This is a genomic window from Rhizobium sp. HT1-10 (genome assembly GCF_049472505.1).
In the GTDB taxonomy this organism is placed as follows: Bacteria; Pseudomonadota; Alphaproteobacteria; order Rhizobiales; family Rhizobiaceae; genus Rhizobium.
Genome location: NZ_JBCEBQ010000010.1, coordinates 116,223 through 139,172 on the forward strand (window position 1 = coordinate 116,223; position 22,950 = coordinate 139,172).

At 60.5% G+C, this 22,950-nt stretch carries 21 protein-coding genes; 8 read left to right on the forward strand and 13 right to left on the reverse strand.

What is annotated here, in order from left to right:
* Nucleotides 1–304 precede the first annotated feature (304 nt).
* Entirely contained in the window at nucleotides 305–1,858 is a 1,554-nt protein-coding gene (locus VH564_RS21565; RefSeq protein WP_423341904.1) for a DHA2 family efflux MFS transporter permease subunit, read from the reverse strand.
* Between the two features lie 215 nt (nucleotides 1,859–2,073).
* Between VH564_RS21565 and VH564_RS21570 the strand changes: the two genes are divergently transcribed.
* Nucleotides 2,074–3,768, forward strand: a complete 1,695-nt coding sequence (locus tag VH564_RS21570; protein ID WP_423341905.1) for an FAD/NAD(P)-binding protein — start codon at nucleotides 2,074–2,076, stop codon at nucleotides 3,766–3,768.
* Between the two features lie 77 nt (nucleotides 3,769–3,845).
* Here VH564_RS21570 and VH564_RS21575 read toward each other — a convergent pair whose 3' ends face one another.
* Together VH564_RS21575 and VH564_RS21580 are read right to left on the reverse strand one after the other, a co-directional pair.
* Nucleotides 3,846–4,025 carry a hypothetical protein gene (locus VH564_RS21575; protein WP_423341906.1) on the reverse strand — a complete coding sequence of 60 codons (180 nt, stop codon included), beginning with the start codon at nucleotides 4,023–4,025 and terminating at the stop codon, nucleotides 3,846–3,848.
* 95 nt (nucleotides 4,026–4,120) lie between these two features.
* The gene (locus VH564_RS21580; protein ID WP_423341907.1) at nucleotides 4,121–4,429 is read right to left on the reverse strand and encodes a hypothetical protein; all 309 of its coding nucleotides are present in this window, start codon (nucleotides 4,427–4,429) and stop codon (nucleotides 4,121–4,123) included.
* A gap of 288 nt (nucleotides 4,430–4,717) precedes the next feature.
* Here VH564_RS21580 and VH564_RS21585 point away from each other — a divergent pair, with 288 nt between their 5' ends.
* Nucleotides 4,718–6,403: a phosphoethanolamine transferase gene (locus tag VH564_RS21585; protein ID WP_423341908.1), complete on the forward strand. Its 1,686-nt coding sequence runs from the start codon at nucleotides 4,718–4,720 to the stop codon at nucleotides 6,401–6,403.
* Between the two features lie 72 nt (nucleotides 6,404–6,475).
* On the opposite strand, the gene VH564_RS21590 is transcribed toward VH564_RS21585, so the two are convergent.
* Nucleotides 6,476–7,309, reverse strand: a complete 834-nt coding sequence (locus tag VH564_RS21590; RefSeq protein WP_423341996.1) for an alpha/beta fold hydrolase — start codon at nucleotides 7,307–7,309, stop codon at nucleotides 6,476–6,478.
* Between the two features lie 287 nt (nucleotides 7,310–7,596).
* On the opposite strand from VH564_RS21590, the gene VH564_RS21595 reads away from it, so the two are divergent.
* From VH564_RS21595 to VH564_RS21605, 3 genes are all read left to right on the forward strand, one after another.
* The gene (locus tag VH564_RS21595; RefSeq protein WP_423341909.1) at nucleotides 7,597–8,061 is read left to right on the forward strand and encodes a MarR family winged helix-turn-helix transcriptional regulator; all 465 of its coding nucleotides are present in this window, start codon (nucleotides 7,597–7,599) and stop codon (nucleotides 8,059–8,061) included.
* Nucleotides 8,062–8,193: 132 nt separating this feature from the next.
* Nucleotides 8,194–8,916, forward strand: coding sequence for a hypothetical protein (locus tag VH564_RS21600; RefSeq protein ID WP_423341910.1), 723 nt, complete (start codon nucleotides 8,194–8,196; stop codon nucleotides 8,914–8,916).
* Nucleotides 8,917–9,094: 178 nt separating this feature from the next.
* On the forward strand, nucleotides 9,095–10,717 hold the full coding sequence (locus VH564_RS21605; protein WP_423341911.1) for an ABC-F family ATP-binding cassette domain-containing protein: 1,623 nt from the start codon (nucleotides 9,095–9,097) through the stop codon (nucleotides 10,715–10,717).
* Here VH564_RS21605 and VH564_RS21610 read toward each other — a convergent pair whose 3' ends face one another.
* The 7 genes from VH564_RS21610 to VH564_RS21640 form a co-directional block, all read right to left on the reverse strand.
* Entirely contained in the window at nucleotides 10,718–10,897 is a 180-nt protein-coding gene (locus tag VH564_RS21610; RefSeq protein WP_423341912.1) for a hypothetical protein, read from the reverse strand.
* 66 nt (nucleotides 10,898–10,963) lie between these two features.
* Nucleotides 10,964–12,046: an ABC transporter ATP-binding protein gene (locus tag VH564_RS21615; protein WP_423341913.1), complete on the reverse strand. Its 1,083-nt coding sequence runs from the start codon at nucleotides 12,044–12,046 to the stop codon at nucleotides 10,964–10,966.
* Nucleotides 12,043–14,316, reverse strand: coding sequence for a glycoside hydrolase family 2 protein (locus VH564_RS21620; protein ID WP_423341914.1), 2,274 nt, complete (start codon nucleotides 14,314–14,316; stop codon nucleotides 12,043–12,045). Before VH564_RS21620 ends, VH564_RS21615 begins: the two co-directional genes overlap by 4 nt.
* An 8-nt stretch (nucleotides 14,317–14,324) precedes the next feature.
* A complete protein-coding gene (locus VH564_RS21625) occupies nucleotides 14,325–15,149 on the reverse strand; it encodes a carbohydrate ABC transporter permease (protein WP_423341915.1) in 825 nt (274 codons plus the stop codon).
* Nucleotides 15,146–16,039 (reverse strand): carbohydrate ABC transporter permease, encoded by an 894-nt coding sequence (locus VH564_RS21630; protein ID WP_423341916.1) that lies wholly within the window; start codon nucleotides 16,037–16,039, stop codon nucleotides 15,146–15,148. The genes VH564_RS21625 and VH564_RS21630 overlap by 4 nt, the downstream gene beginning before the upstream one ends.
* 64 nt (nucleotides 16,040–16,103) lie before the next feature.
* Nucleotides 16,104–17,378: an ABC transporter substrate-binding protein gene (locus tag VH564_RS21635; protein ID WP_423341917.1), complete on the reverse strand. Its 1,275-nt coding sequence runs from the start codon at nucleotides 17,376–17,378 to the stop codon at nucleotides 16,104–16,106.
* Between the two features lie 143 nt (nucleotides 17,379–17,521).
* Nucleotides 17,522–18,547 carry a LacI family DNA-binding transcriptional regulator gene (locus VH564_RS21640; RefSeq protein WP_423341918.1) on the reverse strand — a complete coding sequence of 342 codons (1,026 nt, stop codon included), beginning with the start codon at nucleotides 18,545–18,547 and terminating at the stop codon, nucleotides 17,522–17,524.
* A 267-nt stretch (nucleotides 18,548–18,814) separates the two neighbouring features.
* Between VH564_RS21640 and VH564_RS21645 the strand changes: the two genes are divergently transcribed.
* Nucleotides 18,815–19,279, forward strand: coding sequence for a hypothetical protein (locus tag VH564_RS21645; protein ID WP_423341919.1), 465 nt, complete (start codon nucleotides 18,815–18,817; stop codon nucleotides 19,277–19,279).
* A 128-nt stretch (nucleotides 19,280–19,407) separates the two neighbouring features.
* A complete protein-coding gene (locus VH564_RS21650; protein WP_423341920.1) occupies nucleotides 19,408–19,665 on the forward strand; it encodes a hypothetical protein in 258 nt (85 codons plus the stop codon).
* On the opposite strand, the gene VH564_RS21655 is transcribed toward VH564_RS21650, so the two are convergent.
* Nucleotides 19,662–20,822, reverse strand: coding sequence for an MFS transporter (locus VH564_RS21655; protein WP_423341997.1), 1,161 nt, complete (start codon nucleotides 20,820–20,822; stop codon nucleotides 19,662–19,664). The genes VH564_RS21650 and VH564_RS21655 overlap by 4 nt on opposite strands.
* Nucleotides 20,823–21,179: 357 nt before the next feature.
* Nucleotides 21,180–22,235 carry an aldo/keto reductase gene (locus tag VH564_RS21660; protein ID WP_423341921.1) on the reverse strand — a complete coding sequence of 352 codons (1,056 nt, stop codon included), beginning with the start codon at nucleotides 22,233–22,235 and terminating at the stop codon, nucleotides 21,180–21,182.
* A 100-nt stretch (nucleotides 22,236–22,335) separates the two neighbouring features.
* On the opposite strand from VH564_RS21660, the gene VH564_RS21665 reads away from it, so the two are divergent.
* Nucleotides 22,336–22,899 carry a TetR/AcrR family transcriptional regulator gene (locus VH564_RS21665; protein WP_423341922.1) on the forward strand — a complete coding sequence of 188 codons (564 nt, stop codon included), beginning with the start codon at nucleotides 22,336–22,338 and terminating at the stop codon, nucleotides 22,897–22,899.
* Nucleotides 22,900–22,950 lie beyond the last annotated feature (51 nt).

Here is a 22,950-nt window from a genome sequence, read left to right on the forward strand (position 1 = left end):
TCTCTCTGCTGTGTCGTGGGCGATCCCAGTTGGTCTTTGCTGAACGCCTGGATACGAGCCGTTTCGTTAATGTGCGCAACCAGCCACGGCCCCGTGCAGATATGGTCACTTTGCCTATCGAGGCGCTGGAATTTGTTGTCTGGAATTTTTAGCGTGGCTATCAGTATGGTGCTACGCGCGACATTCCCTGCCGCTCCCCGTGGCACACCAATTGGATTGACCTCCATTGGCGGAGGCCTGGTCTCCCTGGCCAGGCCTCCCTCTCCCCCATCGGAACATCATGAAGTAAGCGCGGCCGCGACCCCTATGTCCGGTCAGCGGGCAGGTTTCCAGCTCCGGCTTTGATCGCGAAGGGAATGCAGGCGAGCGCTGCGACGGTCAGGATGGCGACCATGGCCCAGGCTTCGTTGATCGACTGCGTCAGCGCCGCCTTTTCGATCAGCGGCTGCAGCATCGACCGGGTCGTGTCGTCCAGCGGGCCGGCCGGGCGCGCCGTGAACATGTCGAGCGGGATGCCGATATAGGTGGCGGTGGCGATGTCTCCCGCTTCGAGCTTCTGCATCAGTGCCGTCCCATGCCCCGGCGCTCGGCCATAAATGACCGTGTCTATCAAAGCGAGGCCGATGGCGCCGCCGAGGTTGCGCATCAGATTGAACAGGCCGCTGGCGTCGGGAACGCGGCTTTCCGGCAGATTGCCAAGGGCCAGCCGCGTCGGCGGCAAAAGACAGAACATGATGGCGACGCCGCGGATCACCTGTGGCCAGAACATTTGCCCATAGTCGCTCTCCGGCGTCTGGAGCGCGCTCATGCCGAGGCCAGCGGCAAACAAGGCGAAACCCGCCGCTGATAGCAGGCGTGCGCCCAGCCGCTGCTCGAGGAATACGGCAACGGGCGCCGTCAACAGTTGGGCTACGCCCGTCACCAGCATGATAGTGCCGATCTCCAGCGCATTGTGGCCGCGCACGAAGGCCAGGAATACCGGCATCAGATAGACCGAGCCAAACAGGCCGATGCCGAGCACGAAGCTCAAAATGCAGCCGACCAGGAAGGATCGGTCGCGAAAGTTCCTGATGTCAACGACCGGGGTGCGGGCGGCGAGTGTACGGCGCACGAACGTGGCGAGACTTGCAAGGCTGAGGAACAGCAGGCCGAGCACCAGCCCGGACAGCCATCCGCGCTGCGGCGCCTCCTTCAGAGCAATTTCCAGCGCCGCAAGCGCGATGGCCATGGCCGCAAGGGAGGTCAGGTCGAGCGTCTTCAGCGACTGGGGATGCGGGCGCTGGCGCGGCAACAGGAAGCTGGCAATGCTTGCCGAAAGAATGCCGGGCAGGATATTGATCAGGAAAAGCCAGTGCCAGGAGTAGGTCTGCGTTATCCAGCCGCCGACGACCGGGCCGACAGTGGGTGCAAGAACGGCAAGCACACCGGCAATGGTGGTGGCCACGCCCTGCCGCGCAACCGGAAACAGGATGAAGACTGCGGAGAATACGGCCGGGATCAATGTCCCGCCGGAAAAGCCCTGAACGACGCGCCAGGCGATCAGCTCCGCAAAGCTCGAACTTGCGGCACAGCCAGCCGATGAGAGGGTGAAGACCGTCACGGCGCTTACGAAAAGCCAGCGCATCGTCAGGACGCGCGTCAGGAAGCCGGTCAGCGGAATGGCGATCACTTCGGCAATGAGGTAGGCGGTCTGCACCCAGCTCATCTGTTCCTGGGGAATGTCGAGCGCGCTCTGGATGGTCGGCAGCGAGGTTGCAACGACCTGCACATCGAGGATCGCCATGAACATGCCGACGCACATGACGATGAAGCCCAGCCAGATGGCGGCGCCCATGTTCCTGATGTCTGACTGGACCATTGCGGACTCCGAGCAGCGGGTTGCGCGATAGATATGGACAGATCGAGAGGAGAAGCAATGGAGAATGTCCTCTGTAAACTGCTACCCGCCATGCCCCGACGCTATCTGCGGGTCCGCTGGCGGACTGAACCGCCGGCAACCTTGCTATCGTCGGATCTCCGCCCATATCGCTTCTATCTCGAACGTCATTGCGTCGTTCGTTCTTGAAGGCTGCCATGACCCGCATCGCGATTATCGGCTCAGGACCGACCGGCATCTACACGCTGAAGGGACTGCTCGCCTCGTCCGCACCATTGTCGATCACGATCTTCGAGATCGAGTCCGATCCGGGCAAGGGAACACCCTACCATCCCGCATTGAACGACCAGGCCATGCTGTCGAACATCGCCAGCATCGAGCTGCCGCCGATCTGCGAGACGCTGACCGCTTGGCTCGGTCGCCAGAGCGATGCCGAACTGCAGCGTCTCAACGTCGCGCGCGAAGCGCTTGACGACCGGGAATTCTATCCACGGGTCGTGCTGGGCGAGTTTCTGCAGGATCAGTTCTGGCAGCTTGTTCGCAAGGGTACGGCGAATGGCCACACGATCGACGTGAAGGCGCGCCATCGCGTGACGGATATCGTGTTGCGCGAGGACGACATCAGCCTCAGCGCCGAGCGCCTGGGCGATACCCAACTGGACTACGTCTTCAATCATGTGGTCATGGCGACCGGGCATGACTGGCCGGACAATATCGAGATCAAGCCCGGCTATTTCATGTCGCCCTGGCCGGCGGCCAACCTCAAGTCGATCGGCAATTGCCCAGTCGGTATCCTCGGCACGTCGCTGAGCGCTATCGATGCGATGGTCACCGTCGCCACCGCCCACGGCGCTTTCTACGTCGATGCTGCGGGCGTGCTCGAATACCAGCCGGCCCCTGGGACAGACGATTTCAGCATCACCATGATGTCGCGAAAGGGACTGTTGCCGGAAGCCGACTTCTATCATCCCATTCCCTATCTGCCTCTGCAGATCTGCACGGAAGACGCCATTGAAGCATTGATGGCGACAGGCCGCGGCAACATCCTCGATGAGATCTTCGATCTGTTCAAGGCGGAACTGCTGGCGAGCGATCCGGACTATGCGGCTAAGATCGGCCTAGCCTTGCGCACCGTCGAGACGATTGCTCCCGCCTATTTCGCTGAGCGCGAATCCCGCGATCCGTTCGCCTGGGCCGCACTCAACCTAGCCGAAGCGGGCCGGAACAAGGAGCAGCGTCACACCGTCCCATGGCGCTATGCGATTTTGCGTATGCATGAGGTCATCGCCCGCGCCGTTCCTCAGCTCGACAGCCACGACCTCGAGCGCTTTCATAAGCACTTCAAGAGCATCTTCATCGACGACTACGCTACCGTTCCGCATGAATCGATCAAGAGGATCCTGGCGCTGCGCCGTGCGGAGAAGCTGGAGATCATCGCGCTTGGCGACGATTATTCGATCGACAACGACACCCCCGAAAGCGGCGCGCTGGTCCTGCACGATGGCGAGACGCACGCCTATCCCGCTTTCATCGATGCCACGGGTCAGCATCCGCTATCGGTGCGGGACATACCCTTTCCGAGCCTGCTGAAGCAGGGCGTTCTGCGCAAGGCGGCAACGAATGAAACATTGGCGATCATCGACTCGGGCGAAAACCACACCGTTGTGCGAACCGGCGGCATCGATCTCGACGACGCGTTCCGTCCGCGTTTCGAGATGCCGGTAACCAACAAGCTCTATTGCGCGGCGATCTCGTTTCTGCTGCACAAACTCCCCTTCGTCCAGGGTATCACCAGCGCCCATGAAATCGGCGCCCTCGTTTCAGCTGCCATCCTCAGCGATGGGGAGGTGCGTGACGAGATCATCGGCCATCAGGACATCATCGCAGCCTGAGCCGTCATGGGTAACAGGCAAAGCATGCTGTTGCTGAGGTCGCCAGGGAAGCTCGGCTTTCCCGACACTCGCCCCGCCTAGGAATCCAGCTTGAGCTTCAGCTGCTGACCGGGCTTTTCAAGATAATGTTCCAGTGATCGACCGAACTGCAGCCGGGAGTAGGTTTCCTTGCGCTGCCGTTCGGCGTGCTCGCGGGCTGCCCGCGATTTAGCGACAATTTCGAAGGTCTTCTGAATGACGAGGCTCGCATTGTCCATCTGCACGTCTCCGATTGTTCACGTTATGTTCTCATTTTACATCGAAGATGTCAAGAGGCTGCGCGGACAGCCGTCTTGTGTTGGAACGGTCTGCCTCAGGCGGATTGGCGCACGAGAAACGACTTGGCCGTCTCGATTGCAGGACCGCAGCTCGGCACAGCCGATATCAGCACGCGGTCAGGAGCCGTGCCGCGGACCCAGATGTCGAAAGCCATGGATGCAAGCTGCAATGGATTGTTGGTGGCGTGATCGGTGATGACCTGGCCGGCGGTCGCGGCACAAGTCCTGACATCGGCTGTAACCTCATATGGCACGTTGGCCTTGGAAAGGCGGCTCGTGATCTCGGTTTGAAAGGGGTCGAGGATCAGCAGTTGCACGAAATAGAAAACGATGGCGCTAAGCATGTCAGGCTCTCCGACTGGCTAAGTGATGCAATCCGACATCGCACAAGCAGCCAAAGCTCGCACCAGAGGGGCCCGGATCAGGTGTCGCTTATGTAGGCACGCCGGAGGCTTTCGCAATGTCGCAACGCGTGAATATTCCGGTGGCAGAAGCTCTGGATTCTTTAGGCGGCTTTCTTTATTTCCATTTCAGACGACGTTGTCAGCCCCATATTCAGGTTCGCGTCAGGAAAGGCGCGCAGGGTCGCCAGACGCATTGTCCGGGCCCACCGGCGCTGGTGGTGCCTTGCGATGGCGCGCCATTTGGGGAGACCTTTTTTGAACGATCGCTCTAATGATCAGGCTCGGCGGTTTGGCCGCCCCGAGCTGGGAAGCGTCACACTCTGTTTCCTGACGACGCTTTATCTGCTGCTGGTCACCAACTGGACCTTCTGGGGGAAGGCGCATGGCTACTTGTCCGGCGGGGCCCCCTTCAGCGCCTTCGTCATTGGCATATCGGCGCTGTTCATGGCTGTCGTCACGCTGTTTTCGGCGAAATACATTACCAAGCCGGTCCTGATCTTCTTCATTGTCGTTGCGTCGGCCGCTTCCTGGTTCAACGACCAGTTCGGTGTTGTCATCGACAAGGAAATGATCCGCAACGCGGCGGTATCCACCGGTGCCGAGGCCGGCCACCTCTTGACGGCCCGCTTTGCGATCCATCTGCTGCTGACGGCCATTCTCCCGTCTTTGCTGATCGTCTGGGTGCGCATCCGTCACCGTAAAATCTTGCCAAAACTGGCCCAGAACACCGCCATCATCCTCGGCTGCGTGGCGATCTTTGCCGGCGCCGGCATCAGCTATTACAAGACCTTTGCCGGGGTTGGTCGCGCCCATCGCGATATCCTCGCCACGCTCAATCCGTTCATGCCGATCAACAACGCGATCAGCTACGAGGTGTCGACGCGCAAGGATTCCAACATCGTTGCCGAACCGTTGGGCACCGATGCCCATCGCGTGAACATCGACGCGAAGGGAAAGCCGCGCGTGACCATCATTGTTGCCGGCGAGACAGCGCGCGCCTCTAATTTCTCGCTTGGCGGCTACAGCCGGGACACCAATCCGGAGATGAGAAAGCAGAGCGTCGTCTACTTCCCCAATACGACGAGCTGCGGAACCGCGACGGCGACATCGATTCCCTGCATGTATTCCGTCTATCCCCGCGTCGACTACACCCATCGCAAGGGCCTGCAGACGCAGAACCTGCTTGACGTCCTCAGCCACGCCAAGGTCGGTGTCACCTGGCTCGACAACGACACCGGAAGCTACAATGTGACCGACCGCGTTGCCTACGAGTTTCTCCCCAACAGCAAGGATCCGCGCTTCTGCAAGGATGGCGAATGCCTCGACGCGATCCTGCTGGACAAGGTCGATGGCTGGCTCGACAGCGTCAAGGGCGACAGCGTCCTGGTGCTGCATCAGCTTGGCAGCCATGGGCCAGCCTATTTCCAGCGCTACCCCGATGAGTTCAGGCGGTTCACCCCGGATTGCCGCGCCAATGATTTCGGCACCTGCACGCCCGAGGAAATCACCAATGCCTATGACAACACGATCCTCTACACGGATCATGTCGTGTCTGTCGTGATCGACAAGATCAAGCAGCGCGCGGAGAAATTGAACGGCGCCGTCGTCTACGTGTCGGACCATGGGGAATCGCTCGGCGAAAACGGCATCTACCTGCACGGCACGCCCTATTTCATCGCGCCGGCACAGCAGACGCATGTGCCGTTTCTCGCTTGGCTTTCGGACGATCTCTCGACATCGGCCGGTTTCGACAGGAAATGCCTTGGCGAACGGGCGTCAGCAGCCTATTCGCACGACAACTTCTTCCATTCCATCCTCGGTTTGATGGACGTGTCGACCAAGGTTTATGACCCGAAGCGCGATATTTTTTCCGAATGCCGTCGGCCGGCTGCTGCTGTCGCAAGTGCCGGGTAGTGTTTCGGCCCTACCGAGCCCGGTCATGCGAAAACGCCCACCGGGAGGTGGGCGTTCGGATTCCAGGGCCGCTTAGCTCTTGAAGAAGGCCAGCAGGTCGGGGTTCAGGACATCGGCATGGGTTGTCAGCATGCCGTGCGGGAAGCCCTTGTAGACCTTCAGCGTTCCCTTCTTGAGAAGCTTGATCGACAGTTCGGCCGAATCGGCGATCGGCACGATCTGGTCGTCATCGCCGTGCATCACCAGAACCGGCACGTCGATCGCCTTCAGATCGTCGGTGAAGTCGGTTTCCGAGAAGGCCTTGATGCAGTCGTAATGGGCCTTGGCACCCCCCATCATACCCTGGCGCCACCAATTGTCGATCACGCCGGGATAGGTCTTGGCGCCATCGCGGTTGAAGCCGTAGAAGGGGCCGGTTGGGATGTCGCGGTAGAATTGTGCGCGGTTTGCAGCCATTGCCGTCCGGAAGCCGTCGAACACCTCCAACGGCAGTCCGCCCGGGTTCTTGTCCGACTTGACCATGATGGGCGGGACGGCGCCGACCAGCACTGCCTTGGCGACCCGGCCGTTTCCGCCATGCTTTGCGACATAGCGGGCAACTTCGCCGCCGCCCGTGGAATGTCCGATATGAATGGCATTCTTAAGGTCGAGATGGGCGACAAGCTCGGCTACGTCAGCAGCATAGGTGTCCATTTCATTGCCGGTCGCGGTCTGGCTGGAGCGACCATGGCCGCGCCGGTCGTGGGCGATGACGCGGTAGCCCTGGCCGAGGAAATACAGCATCTGGGCATCCCAGTCGTCTGAACTCAACGGCCAGCCGTGGTGAAAAACGATCGGCTGGCCGGTGCCCCAGTCCTTGTAGTAGATCTGCGTCCCGTCTTTCAGGGTGAGGGTGCTGCTGCTCATGGTCGTCTCCTTCTTGCTTGAAGTCTTCGCTGTCGCGGCATCGGCAGTCTGAACAAATGGCATGGCAGCCGCAGCGGCGGCAAGGCCCAGGCCCGCTGTCATCACGCCGCGCCGTGTCGCCTGATTTACAGTCTCGTTCATCTCGCTCTCCTAATGTGACGCGATAAACAATATCGCGATATGGAAAAGCTAGACGAAGATTTTGGCTGTGTCCACTGAAAATCGATATCGCGACATATTATTTCCTGATATGTATATCTTGAAAGTGTGAAATGGAGACTGAGAGAATGTCGCGCGCGGCGCTCCTACCCCTTGATGAGCAGCTTTGCTTCTCCCTCTATGCGGCAAATATCGCCGTCAACAGAACCTACAAGCCGCTTCTGGATTCCATGCAGATCACCTATCCGCAGTATCTGGTGCTGAACGTTTTGGGCGAGGAGGATGGCATGACCGTCGGCGCCATCGCCGACCGGCTGGCGCTGGATTCGAGCACCGTGACGCCGCCGGTCAAACGCATGGAGGCCGCCGGTCTGGTCGAGCGCCGGCGCAGCAAGATTGACGAGCGCCAGGTGCACGTCTGGCTGACCGAAGATGGCCGTGCACTCCTTCAAAGGAGCAGTTGTCTCGGTGAGGAGCTGGTCCGAAAGGCGGGAATGTCGCTTGAGCAGTTCAAAACGTTGAACGAGCAGGTGCTTGCCCTACGCCAGGCGCTTTCCGGGGAGGCGGATCGTGGCGACGAGCGCACGTTGTGACGGAGGGAGATCGCACTATATAGAGATCAAAGCTCTTAAGGACGATTTCAGGATATTTCTGTTGAGGGCGGCTTTGAAACAAAATTTGTCACCCAACAGTCGTTCTTCGTTGTAATATGGTGGCAGAAATGAATGAGGTTTGATTTGTGGCAGTTCTTTCAGACTACGCAGGGCAGCATCATCCTCGGTGTGCTGATCGGCGCCGCTAGCATAGCAATCGGCGTCATGCTGTCGCGGTCTCTTCTTCTGGCGGGTCTTCGGCGCACGCATCGCGCTAATCGTTCCCGGGAGACGCGAATGCTGGCAATGCGGGTCGTTCTGGCGATGGATGATCTGGTCGGCGGTTGCCATAGCGCAGCGATCGATGCGCCGGAGTTCAACCCTTCGGATTCGGGCGATTTCGTCCTGCACACCGATGATCCGCGTCTGGTGCTGCCGAAGGACGTCGATTGGAGCCTGCTGCCGCCGGATCTGGCGGAAGACATTCTGTGGATGCCGAACCGCCTCCGCAATATCCTCGACGGCCTGGAATCGCTTGACGTCAGCGCCCCCGAATTCGACGACTTCTTCCTGCATCGCCAGGCGGATCTGTCGAAGCTTGGCCTGCGCGCGATGGATATCATCGACCGGCTGTGCACCGAATACGGCATCGAGGTGCCCGAGCGGCCGCTCTATTACGACCCGCGTGCAACGTTCGAGGAAGGCGTGGCGCTCGCCGTCGACTTCACCGACCGCCGTCGCAAGTCGCAGAAGAATGCAACGACGCCCGGCCGGTCCAACGTCACGCCGCTGTTCGGCAATGGCGGCGTCGAGCCAAAGACGGTGAAGCCATCGGACAAGGATCCGATCGCCTAATCAGTCATGATGAGATCAGCGAGGCCATCGCCACTGCATATCGATGCAGCGGCGGTGGCCTTTGCGTTTTAAGGAGGGTGGCCTGCCACCTTCGCGGTTGACGCGGAAACTGAAAACCTGCAACAGCCTCTGGACCCGTCCCATCCGGGCGCCGCAACAGCTTGGACTTCGCCCTCAGATGATACGCATCGAAAATATCAGCAAACAGCTCAGCCACCGCATCCTGTTCATCGAAGCCTCCGCCGCCCTCAACAAGGGCGAGAAGGTCGGGCTGGTCGGACCGAACGGGGCCGGCAAGACGACCGTGTTCCGGATGATCACAGGCGAGGAGCATCCCGACGAAGGCCAGGTCGCCGTCGATAAGGGCGTGACGATCGGCTATTTCAACCAGGATGTCGGCGAGATGCACGGCCGCAGCGCCGTTGCCGAGGTCATGGAAGGGGCCGGTCCCGTCAGCATCGTCGCCGGGGAATTGCGCGAGCTCGAGGCTGCCATGGTCGATCCGGACCGTCTCGACGAAATGGACGCGATCATCGAGCGCTATGGCGAGGTGCAGGCGCGCTACGAGGAGCTGGACGGCTACGCGCTCGAGGGCCGCGCCCGAGAGGTGCTGGCGGGGCTAAGCTTCAGCCAGGAAATGATGGACGGCGATGTCGGCGGCCTGTCGGGCGGCTGGAAGATGCGCGTGGCGCTTGGCCGCATTCTCCTGATGCGTCCCGACGTGATGCTGCTCGACGAACCGAGCAACCATCTGGATCTCGAAAGCCTGATCTGGCTCGAGGAATTCCTCAAGAACTACGAGGGCGCCCTGCTGATGACCTCGCATGACCGCGAGTTCATGAACCGTATCGTCACCAAGCTGATCGAGATCGACGGCGGCACGCTGACGACCTTTTCCGGCGACTATGCCTTCTACGAGCAGCAGCGGGCGCTGAACGAAAAGCACCAGATGGCGCAGTTCGAGCGCCAGCAGGCGATGCTTGCCAAGGAAATCAAGTTCATTGAGCGCTTCAAGGCGCGCGCCTCGCATGCCTCACAGGTCCAGAGCCGCGTCAAGAAGCTGGAGAAGATCGACCGCGTCGAGCCTCCAAAGCGGCGTCAAGTCGTGTCTTTCGATTTCGCGCCGGCGCCGCGCTCGGGCGAGGATGTCGTCAGTCTCAAGAACGTCTACAAGAGCTATGGCAGCCGCAGCATTTATGCCGGCCTCGATTTCATGGTCCGCCGGCGCGAGCGCTGGTGCGTCATGGGCATCAACGGCGCCGGCAAGTCGACGCTGCTGAAGCTTGTTACCGGCTCGACCGACCCGGACGAGGGGGCTGTCGCGCTCGGCGCCAGCGTCAAGATGGGCTATTTCGCCCAGCACGCCATGGACCTGCTCGATGGTGAGCGCACCGTCTTCCAGTGGCTCGAGGATTCCTTCCCGCAGGCAGGCCAGGGGCCGCTCAGGGCGCTGGCCGGCTGCTTCGGCTTTTCCGGCGACGATGTCGAAAAGAAGTGCCGTGTTCTGTCAGGCGGCGAGAAGGCGCGTCTGGTCATGGCGGCCATGCTGTTCGACCCGCCCAATCTGCTCGTTCTCGACGAACCGACCAACCACTTGGATCTCGACACCAAGGAAATGCTGATCAAGGCCCTGTCCGAATATGAGGGCACGATGCTGTTCGTCTCGCATGACCGGCATTTCCTCGGCGCATTGTCCAACCGCGTGCTGGAAGTGACGCCGGATGGCGTGCAGCAATATGGCGGCGGCTACACGGAATATGTGGCGCGCACCGGCCACGAGGCGCCGGGCCTGCACGGCTGATCAGGGCTCGCGGACCTCGTCCGCGCCGCCCGCTCGCGCCGCCTTGATGAACCTGCGGTCGAAGGTCATCATCGCCTCGCAGTTGCCGATGCTCCCGAGATGGAGGGCATCGGCGAAATCCATGCCTTGCTCAGCGCGATCAAGCGCGCGTGCCACCAGGTTTGGCTGTTCGAGCGTCACAGTGCGGAGGCCGGAAAACGCCCGAAGTGCCGCGCAGAGCTCAGGCTTCTCGTAGCCGTAGGCGGTCTAGCGCAGGCGCTGGCCCTTCTCGTCGAACACCAGGGCCTTGGCCGGATCGAAGCGCGCGGTGATGGTCTGGCCGGCCTTCAGTCCACGACCGTTCCGGGTCTGGACCGTGACGAGCTCGCCTGCGCCATAGCGGGCGAAGGCGAAGGTCTCTCCGCCGAGATGCTCTAGCATGTCGACAACCATGTCGAGCGAGGCCGCGCCGGTGTCGTCGAAGTGCTCCGGGCGGACGCCGATGGTCACAGCCGTGCCCTCGGCCTGGCCCTTGGCTTCTATGACAAGCGGAATGACGGCGTCGCCAAGCTCGGGCAGCCGTGCCGACCAGCTGCCGTCACCGTTGCGGGCAAGAACACCCTTGAAGAAGTTCATCTTCGGCGAGCCGATGAAGCCTGCGACGAACAGGTTTGCGGGGTCGTCGTAGAGATCGAGCGGCGCGCCGACCTGTTCGACGGCGCCGCTGCGCAGCACCACGATCTTGTCGGCCAGCGTCATCGCCTCGACCTGGTCGTGGGTCACGTAGATGATGGTTGTTGCCAGCTTCTTGTGCAGCCGGGCGATCTCGATGCGCATATGGACGCGCAGTTCGGCGTCGAGGTTCGACAGCGGTTCGTCGAATAGGAAGACCTTGGGATGGCGCACGATGGCGCGGCCGATGGCGACGCGCTGGCGCTGGCCGCCCGACAGCTGTTTCGGCTTGCGGTCGAGCAGCGGCTCCAGCTCGAGAATGCGCGCGGCCTCCTCAACCTGGCGAGCGACCTCGGCCTTGGCAACGCCGGCAAAGCGCAGCGCAAAGCCCATGTTCTCCCGCACCGTCATATGCGGATAGAGCGCATAGGACTGGAAGACCATAGCGATGCCGCGCTTGGACGGGTCGACGTCGTTGACCTCCTTGCCGGCGATGGAGAGCGTCCCCGAGGTGATATCCTCGAGGCCGGCGATCATCCTGAGCAGGGTGGACTTGCCGCATCCGGACGGCCCGACGAAGACGACGAACTCACCGGACTGGACGTCCAGGTCGACGCCCTTGATGACGTCGAGGCTGCCGAAGGATTTGCGGATATTGCGGAGGGTGACTTCGCTCATGGTGTGCCCGCTTCGTTTTGATTGGCATCAACGGCCGAGAGCGCCAGGGTGACGTCGGCAAAGCGCGGTGACGTCACCTTGATGGAGATCGGACCGGTCTCGCCGGTCGATTCCAGCCAGAAGCCCGTCGTGCCGCCCTGGAAGGGAATAACTTGGGGTCCGATGATCCTGGCGGGACCGGAGACTGTCAGGGTGACGACGTCGTTGATGAAAGGAATGCGCGAACCGACCTGATCCAGCGCGCGGACGATCACGCGGGTACTGTCGCGGCCCTTGGCGCGCAGCGTCTGGCTGTCTGCCTCGACCTGCAACGTCGTCGGCAACGGATCGGCGACCATGTGCAGCTTGGCAACCGCTTCTCCGTCGATGAAGCCAGTGAAATGGGCGTCTTCCCACTGCATGCCCCAGACGCCGAGTTCGTCCTTGGTGAAGTGCCGGTGATCGACGACCACAGGCGGATGCGGCAGATGCGGGAAGGTCTCGCGGTCAGGGCCGACGCGTTTGACCAGCGAGCCGTAGCGCAGTTCGATCTCGTCGCAGTTGGTGAGGATGATCAGGGGCAGGACACCGCCGATGTTGCGCTCGCCACGGGCCCAGAAGGTCACGGGCTTCATCACGACATCTTCGGAGGGTTCGCACTGGCTGGAATAGACGTAGGCCGCGAATTTAGGCTCGCGGAACATGTCCATCACGCCGTGGTAGCAGATACGGTCGCCGGAGCCGAAATCCTTGTGGGTGTTGTAGTCGAACATGCACCAGCCGATCGCGCCCGAGATGTTCGGATCGCCATAGGCCGCGTTCAGCACTTCGAGGTGTCGGCGGACATGCTCGGCCTGCCGCTGCTCCTGATCGTAGATCTTGGTCGGATACATGTGGCCGCCAAATTCCGTGATGAGGTAGGGCACGACCTTCGGCAGGCCGGTGCATTCCTGCTGGCTGCGCAGCGCCGTGCGCGGGCGGTTGCTGCCCGGCAATTCCTCGTTGCCAAGGATGAAATCGTTCATCGTGAAGACGTCTTCGAGGAACTCGCTGTCGAGGATGAAGCGCACACCGCCGGTCTGGCGGGTGCTGTCGAGCTCATGGGCCAGCCGGTTGGTCTCGAGGTAGAAGTCGTGGCTATCCTTGGATTCGTTGATGCGCACGCCCCAGATGATGATCGACGGGTGGTTCCAGTCGCGCTCGACCATGCGCCGCACGTTGCGGATCGACTCCTGCTTCCATTCCTCGCCGCCGATATGCTGCCAGCCGGGGATCTCCTCGAACACCAAGAGGCCGATGCGGTCGCAATGGTCGAGGAACCATGGCGACTGCGGATAGTGCGAGGTGCGCACGAGGTTGCACTTCAGCGTGTTCTTCATGATCTCGGCATCCCGCTCCTGGGCGGACTGCCCGGCGGCGTAGCCGACATAGGGGTAGGACTGGTGCCGGTTGAGACCGCGGATCTTCAGCTTGCGGCCGTTGAGCTTGAAGCCTTCTGCGGTGAACTCGGCGGTGCGGAAGCCGAAATGCGAGGCGAGGCGATCGGAGCCCTTGTTGCCCTCGAACGATAAGGTGACGTGGTAGAGGATCGGATCGTCGATGTCCCAGAGCGACAGGCCGGTCAGGTTGGCAAAGGAAAGCGTGACGCTCTCGCCCGTCGTCTCTGAGGATGCCGTGGCGATTTCGTTGCCGGCCGCGTCGCTGATGACCGCCGTCACCGCGCCGCTGAACGAAACTTCCTGCGGATTAGCGAAGTCGCAGCGGACGGTTGCCGATTTCGCTTCGCTGAGCACATGGCCGGTCTCGATCTTGATGTTGGCGATCGACACCGTGTCGGTGACCTTCAACCAGACATCGCGATAGATGCCGGCATAGGTGAGATAATCGATGCGGCCGCCGAAGGGCGGGATTTCGGGGTTCTCGCTGCCGTCGATCTTTACCGTGATAAGGTTGTCGCCTTGGCGCAGACCGTCGGTCAGGCGTGCCTCGAAGGGCGTATAGCCGTCCTTGTGGGCGACGACTTCCTGGCCGTTCAGGTAAACCACGGAATCGGCCATCGCACCGTCGAAGACCAGCGACACTTCGCGCCCGGCAAAATCAGGCTGCCACTTCAGGACGGCCTGATAGGTGAAGGCCCGCTGATAGGATTTTTCGTCGAAATAGTTGAACGGCAGATCGACGGCATTGTGCGGCAGGGTGACGGCGTGTCCCTCGGCCAGCGCCGCGGTCAGATCTGGCGCAAAACCTTCGTGAAAGGTCCAGGAGTCGTTGAAGGAAACAACAGAACGCATTTTCATTCCTATTTGACGGAGCCCAGCATGCCCTGGACGAATTGACGTTGCATGAGAAAGAAGACGACGAGGGTTGGCAGCGTCGCAAGCACGGTGCCGACCATGACGACGCCGTAATCCGGGTAGTAGGCCGAGGCCAGCGACGAGACGACCAGCGTGATGGTCTTGGTCTCGTTCGACTGCAGCACGATGAGCGGCCAGAGATAGTTGTTCCACGCCGTCATGAAGACGATGATGAAGGCGGCGGCATAGGTCGAGCGCATGACCGGCACGTAGATGAACAGGAAGATCTGCCACTCCTTCAGGCCGTCGACCTTGGCGGCGTCGCGCAGCTCGGAGGGGAAGGCCTTCGTGCTCTGGCGGAAGTAGAAGATGATGAAGGCGGAGCCGATCGTCGGCAACAGCACGGCGAGATGGGTGTTGATCAGCCCGGCGCGGCCCATCAGCACGAATAGCGGGATCATCAGCGCCGCAAACGGGATCATCAGCGTCAAAAGGATGGCGCTGTAGACCCGTTCACGCGCCCGGGACTTGAACATCTCGAAGCCGTAGCCGGCGAAAGACGAGACGGCGAGCGTCAGCACCGTGCTGAGAATGGCGATCTTGGCCGAATTCCAGAAGATCAGGGGCGCGTCGACCTGCGTGAAAAAGCCATGCACGTTGGTCCAGAAGGCGGAACCGAGGCTCAGGCGTCCGTTGATGATGTCGATCGACGAATTGCTGGTGCCGATGATCATCCAAAGAAACGGAAAGACCGAGATGAACGCCATGATGCCGACGAAGCCATAGGTGATTACCTGGCTGGCGAAGCTCTTGATACGGTCGCCGCTCATTGGTCCTTCTCCCGCGCCGCATAGAACTGCACGAAGGCCAGCATCGCCACCAGCACGACGATGACGTAGGAAACCGTCGCCGCATAGCCGAGATTGGGGATGAACTTGAAGGTCAGGTTGTAGATGTAGAGCGACAGCGTCAGCGTCGAATCCGAAGGTCCGCCCTGGGTGATGTTCATCACCTCGTCGAACAGCTGCAGAGTGCCGATGGTCGAGATCACGGAGGTGAACAGGATGACCGGCTTCAGCAGCGGAATGGTGATGTAGACGAAACGGCCCCAGGCATTGATGCCGTCGATGCGCGCCGCCTCATAGATCGACTTATCGATGTTCTGCATGGCGGAGAGGTAGAAGATCATGTTGTAGCCGGTCCACCGCCAGGTGATGGCGAGAATGATCAGCACCTTCGCCCAGAAGCCGTCGGTCAGCCACGGGATCGGCGTGGCAATGATGCCGATCGCCTCAAGCGTGCTGTTGACGACGCCCTCATCGGCGAACATGCCTTTGAACAAGGCGGAATAGGCAACCAGCGAGGTGACGCAGGGCAGGAAGATGGCGGTGCGGAACAGCCCGCGGCCGACCAGCTTCGGCATATTGAGCACCGATGCCAGCGCCAGCGCCAGCACGATCATGATCGGCACCTGGATGATGAAGAAAGTCACCGTGTTGGTGAGCGCACGCAGGAACACCGGGTCGTTGGCCAGCCGGACGATATTGCCGAAGCCGACGAACTTGATCATCGTCCCGCGCCCCGACTGGGACGACATGAACAGCGACCAGAGGATCGGATAGACCATGAAAAGCCCGATCAGCACCAAAGCAGGGCCGACGAAAAACCATCCATTGATATCATAGAAGCGGCGAACGCCGCCGGCACGTGCAGAAGCCATCGATCATCCTCGAAGCTGCAGGGTAAACCCTGGGGCGGCCCGAAAGCCGCCCCTTCGGGGAGGTTTACTGGATCTGGGTCTTCACCTGGGCATCGATAGCCTTCAGCGCGTCATCGACCGAGCCGCCCTTGGCAATTGCCGGGATCTGGGCGGTCACGGCGGAATCGACTTCGTTCGTGTAGACGCCATAGTTCACCGACGGAACCTTGGCCAGCCAGTCGGCAAAGCTCTGCCAGACCTTCTGGCCGCCGAAGAAGGCGTCCGCCTGTTCGTAGGCGGCGCCGGTGCGGGCTGCTGTCAGGGAGCCGACGGCGCCGCGATCGGTGAGAATCTTCTGATAGAAATCGACGTCCTTCGCATATTCTGCATTGAGGAAGTCGATTGCCTCATCCTTCTGCTTGGATCCGGCGAGCACGTACCAGCTGGAGCCGCCGAGGTTGGAGGCGTGGGTCGCGCCGGCGACGTTCATGGCCGGGATCGGGGCTACACCCCATTTGCCGGACTGGTCCTTCTGGGCCTTGATGGTACCGGTGATCCACACGCCGGTCACGGTCGAGGCGACATCGCCCGATGTGAAGGTGTTGACGTAGTTCGGCCAGCCGACCGCCTGCTTGGCAATGCCAGCGGCCATGATCTTGCCGAAGGTCTCGAGCGATGCCTTGAGTGCGGCGTTGTCGAGAATGCTGGGGTTGCCGTCCTTGTCGAAGTACCAGCCGCCAGCCGACTGCATCAGGATGCGTACGAGGCCGGCGTCGTTCGGGTCGGTGCCGATCATCTTCTTGCCGGTCTTCGCCTCAACCTGCTTGCCGATCTCGATGAAGCGGTCCCAGGTGATGTTGTTGAGGTCCTCACCCTTGAAGCCAGCGGCTTCCAGATAGTCCTTGCGGTAGAACAGGCCTGTGACGCCGGAATCGAACGGCATACCGTAAACCTTGCCGTTGAGGGTCATCAGGTTGACCTTGTAGGGTGCGAAGCCCTTGTAGTCGACCTTGTCGGACATGGGCGCGAAGGCGCCTGGGAAGGACTGCAGGTATTTCTGCGCGCCGTAATCTTCGATGAGGACGATATCAGGCAGGCCGCCGGCGCCACCGGAGGACAGGCCCGTCTGCAATTTCTGCTCGACGTCGGCCTTGGCGAAATCGACCACCTTGATCGTCGTGTCCGGATGCGCCTTGGTGTAGCGGTCCCCGGCTTCCTTCATGATGGCGACGTTGAAGTTCGGATCCCAGCACCAGACTGTGATCTCTTTAGCCTGTGCCGTGGCGACGGCCAAAAGGCTGACCCCTGCCAGAGCCAGGGCGATGATGCGCGGCGCGCGGTCGCGCAGAAAATTATCCATTGCTTCCTCCCAGAAGTCACGTTGACGAGACAAGCCTCCTGTCTCCGAAGGCAGTATTCCTCATAAAAAGGAAAGATGCAATATTTTCAGTAAATTTTTACTGCGCTGCACAAACGAGGCCGGATCAGGCTCTGTTTGGCCTGCTAACGCGTGCTTTCCCGCCAGACGATGTCTGTGGATAAGATCACCGTCTTGACGATATCGCGGCCGGCGAAACGCTCGAGCAGCAGATCGACAGCGGTCTCGCCGATGAGTTCGGCCGGAATGCGCACGGTCGATAGCGGCGGATTGAGCAACTGCGCCACCGGAATGTCGTTGAAACTGGCAATGGCCACGTCGTCGGGGATCTTGAGGCCGAGCTCGAGCATGGCACGATAGGCGCCGATCGCCATGTTGTCGTTGCAGGCGACGATGATCTCCGGAGGGCGGGCCAACTGCATCAGGGCTTTCGAAAGGGTGTAGCCGCTGTCTGGCGTCAGGTGCTCGGTGACGCAGAGATCGGGGTCGAAGAGGCCGGCCTGGGTCATCCATTCGATATAGGCCCTGCAGCGCCGCTCGGTAAAGAGATGGGGGACCTGATTGATATGCTCCAGCCATCCGACAAAGCCGATGCGCCGATAGCCGCGCTCGTGCAAGGCCGTCAGCAGCTTGCGGATGGCGAGCTGGATATTGCTTTCGACGCTGTCTTCCAGATCCAGCTGCGGCGAAAAGTCTGCAAACACGACGGTTCTGCTATGTTCGCGCAGCCATTCGACCTCTTCGTCGGTATGGCGTCCGATGGCGATGACGCCGGAGGCTTCGCGCAGGAGGGTTGCATCCGGCAGGCTGTCGGCGTGGTAGACCTTGACCACGTCGATCTGCAGGGCACGGCAGCGGTTCTCGATGCCGAGGCGGACGCCGATATAATAGGGATCCGTCAGTTCCTGCGGCGGACGCAGGAAGTGCACCAGGGCAATCCGTCCGGCACCGGGGACGAGGGCCTGTGCGCCGTTGAGGCCGTTTGCCCGGTTGCGGCTGCGCGGCGTGGCATAGTTCAGGGCTTCGGCGGTCTCGATGACCGCCTGGCGCTTGGATGCGGAAATCGACAGCGTGGCATCGTAGTTCAACACGCGGGAGACCGTGGCCGAGGACACGCCGACCGCATTCGCTATTTCCTTGATCGTCACCATTCTAATGATTGCCTATCACCGCAGCTGCTGCAGTGCCGATTCTTCTCTGAGAGTGAATTCATATTTGCTCTTCCAAGGTGGTAATGGGAAGCCTCATCCATCAGTAAATTTTTACTTCGCGGGCTTCCGCAATGCAGCAATGCTCGAATTGCTCTGCCCTGCTTCTTGCCGATATAAAACCGCCTGTTGGCCGATAGACCAGGAATGATCCCTGGATATCGGATTTTTCTTCCGCTAGCCTGCGGTCTGTCTCGAGAGGAGTGCTTCATGCGCCTGCTAGCCATCGTTTCCGCCCTTTCAATCGCCGTCTTCGCCGGTCCCCTGCTGGCGGCGAGTTTTCAAACGCCGCAGGCGCTCTTGGAAGCCATGTACGACGACAAGGTCGGCTCGGCCGATCCTAACTCCTTGACGCGGTACCAGGATTACTTCTCCGATCACCTGAACGGCCTCTTCAAGGCCGATGCGGCGAAGACAGAGCCGGGCGATTCGCTGTCCCTCGACTTCGATCCCGTCATCGCCGGCCAGGATGGGGAAGCCGAGCATCTGAAGATCGGCAAGCCGGATATCAAGGGCGACAAGGCGAAGGTCGTGGTCAAATTCACCAACGGTGTGCCCGTGACGCTGTACTACAGTCTCGTTCGCCAGCCCGACGGCTGGAAGGTCGACGACATCGAGGACAAAGGCGCCCAGTTTCCCTGGAAGGTCAGCGCCATCTTCACCGATGCGAAATAGCGCCCGATCCGAAGCGCCGGGACGCATCGCCGCTTGAAGTCCAGCCGCCGATCGGTCATGTCGTCTGCCACGCAGGATGCCAGGCCGTCAGCCGGGTGATATCATGGCGCCAAATCAAGGAGGCCGCGATGGCTCTGGACCCGATCAAAGTTCTGAACGACTACGCGATGGCCGATTGCTCGGTGCAGTTCTGGGTTCCCGGTGCTGCGCCTGTGCAGTTCCGTGGGCTTAAGGCCGCCGTCAAATATGCCAAGGACAATGGCGGCCGCTGGAACGAAGTCGAGATTACCGTCCATCTGCCGCAGGAAGACATCGTCTACGCGACGGACAAGGTGCACCGGCTGATCGATGCCCTGCGCCCGCCGCGTCGTCCCAAGAAAGACTAGGCCAGCCTCTGCCGATGGCGGCGTCCCTTGCCGATATCGGGCAGGAAGACGGTGAGCAGTCCGAGCAGCGGCAGGTGCGAGCAGATCTTGTAGACGAAGGCGATGCCCATGTGATCTGCGACGATGCCGAGCCCGGCAGCCCCGATGCCACCGATGCCGAAGGCAAAGCCGAAGAACAATCCGGCGATCATGCCGACCCTTCCAGGCACCAGTTCCTGGGCAAAGACGATGATCGCCGAGAACGCCGAGGCGAGGATGACGCCGATGATGAAAGTCAGCACCACTGTAAATTCATAGTTGGCATAGGGCAGCGCCAGCGTGAACGGCAATGTACCGAGGATCGAGAACCAGATCACAAACTTGGTGCCGAACCAGTCGACCGCCGGGCCGCCGGCAACCGTGCCGACCGCAACCGCGCCGAGGAAGACGAACAGCAGGATCTGCGCGTGCTGGACGGAGACCCCGAACCGGTCGATCATGTAGAACGTATAGTAGCTCGACAGGCTGCTCATGTAGATGAACTTCGAAAAGACCAGGAAAACCAGGACGATCATCGACCGGACGATCGTCGCGCGCGGCAGCGCGACAGTGGGAGCGGCCGGCTTGCGTTTGGCGTTGGCAATGCGGTGGCGGGAATACCAGACGCCGACGCGCCACAGGACCACCATGCCGAGCAGCGCCACCAGCGAGAACCAAGCGACGCTGAGCTGTCCGCGCGGCAGGACAATGAAGGCCGCGAGCAGCGGCCCCATGGCCGAGCCGAAATTGCCGCCGACCTGGAACAGCGACTGTGCCAGCCCGTGCCGCCCACCCGAGGCAAGCCGCGCGACGCGGGATGATTCCGGATGAAAGACGGCCGAGCCCAATCCGACGACACCGGCGCCGACGAGCAGCACCCAGTAGGCATGGGCAAAGGCCAGCAGCAGCAGGCCGACCAGCGTGAAGCCCATGCCGACCGTCAGCGAATAGGGCAGCGGCCGTTTGTCGGTATAGATGCCTATGAGGGGTTGCAGCAGCGAGGCGGTAACCTGGAAGACCAGGCCAAGGAGGCCGATCTGGGTAAAGTCGAGGCCATAGCTATCCTTGATCATCGGATAGAGCGCCGGGATCAGTGATTGCATCGTGTCGTTGAGCATGTGGCAGAAGCTGACGGCCATGATGATGCCGAATACAGTTTCTTCCGCCGATGGTGCTAATCCGTCTGCTGTGCTGTTTGCCACGTCCCGCCTCCCGCTTGCGGTCGATGGCATAACGCCGGTTGCAACACTCCTCAAGGCTAGTTAGCAGCCTAACCGTCCTGTCCTGCATTTTTCATGCAAACTGCGCGCAAGTTATTTGCGGCATTAGGTAGAAATCCTTCCCCGAATTAGGTTTAAGTGACTGAATGATTTGATCAAACCCCAAGTGCAAAACATCCAAAACAACGAGACACGCATGGTTGGACTTGGGATTTGAATTTTTGAGCAGATGTTTGAACACGAACCCGCCGCCATCGCCGCAGGTTAGCCTTCAGGTCATGCGGCAGGTTCCCCTGGAAAATCTATTTGGTCGAACCTCCCACCTGTTATGAGGTCTTGGATTCGCGGGTCATCGAGTACAGTATACGGATATCCCCGAGGTATCTCGCTGACGCCGTCAAGACGCGATACCTGCTCCGGCGACAACGCGACCTGGGCCGCTGCCAAGTTGGTTTGAAGTTGGGAAAGTGTGCGTGGCCCGATAATAGGTAGGGAGCCCTTGGCGGCCACCCAAGCGATGGCTATCTCGCCGGGTGTTACGTCAGCCTCGTCGGCAACAGCAATCAAGGCGTCGATGATCGCCGTCCGCTGCTGTGAATTTTCAGGCTGGAAACCCGCGCCGGCCCAAGCTTCGTCTCGTCTGTTTTCGGATTTCCCCGAACGGTATTTGCCCGTTAGTACTCCACCACCGAGCGGTGAATAAGCCACGACCCCGAGGCCCAGCGCCTGGCTGGCCGGAATGAGTTCCTGCTCGGTCGCCCTCTGGACGAGGCTGTGCTCTACTTGGATCCCCGCGATCGGGACCGTTCCCCTGATTTCGGCAATTGTCGCCGCACGCGAGACCCGCCAAGCCGGGAAATTCGAAAGGCCCGCGTAGAGTATCTTGCCCGCCCTTACGAGATCGTCAAAGCCTCGGACTATTTCCTCCAGTGGCGTCACGCCATCGGAAACATGTGCCCAATACAGGTCGATGCGATCAGTTTTGAGCCGTTTCAGGCTCGCTTCGACCGAGAGAACCATTGCCTGTCGACTGTTTCCGGTGACTAGCAGACCGGAGTCGGCAGTCGTCTTGACTGCGAACTTTGTCGACAGGACAAATTCGTCGCGTCGCCCTTCGAGCAAGTCACCAAGAACCACCTCCGATTGGCCCTCCTGATAACCATTCGCCGAGTCGAGGAAATTGCCGCCCGCTTCGGCATAGCTATCGAAAATTCGACGAGCCTCTTCCGGTTCGGCACCGTGTCCGCCCCATGCCGTACCAAAATTCGCGGTTCCGAGAACAAGTTCGGAGACCCGCAGACCCGTATGCTTGCCAAATAGTTTGTAGCGCAAATGATCATTCCTTCTTGTGCCTTCTACCGTGATCACGCTATATCTATCGGACCACTGGTACATATAAATGTACCAGTGTTACATTTGTCAAGGATTAGCAATGCGTGCCGACGCAAAAGAAAATTACATTCACCTGCTGGTCGTGGCTCGGGACGTCATCACGGAGCAAGGGGCTAATGCATCCCTACGCGACATCGCGCGTAGGGCCGAAGTGAGCCACGTAACGCTGTTGCGCCACTTTCCGACACGTGAGGCGTTGCTCGATGCCCTGCTTCGAAAGAGTCTCGAAGAGCTGACGGCAAAGGCGGGCGAAACGGAACCTTCGAGTTCGCCAGGGGAGGCCCTGTTGGGCTGGCTCAGTCACGCTGTCGGCTTCGTGCAGGTTTACAGCGGCGTGGTGACGATGATGGCGACAGCGCTGGCCGACCCTGACTCCGCACTTCATGCCTCCTGCAACAATTTACGCAATGCAGGGGAGCGGCTTCTTAAACTCGCTCAAGAGGAAGGGACTGCACGCAGCGATATGGAGGGAAGCGACTTGTTCGCTCTTATTGGTGCACTTGGCTGGATTGGCGACCAACAGTCGTTCAAGCCGCGAGCCGAATATCTTTTTGATGTCATTGCGAGTGCAATCCTGGTTGGGCGCTCTGGAGAGTTTCGTTAATCCTTCCGTCTTGTGGTCGATCGACTCCCTGGGGAGTTTCAGGTCGGTGCG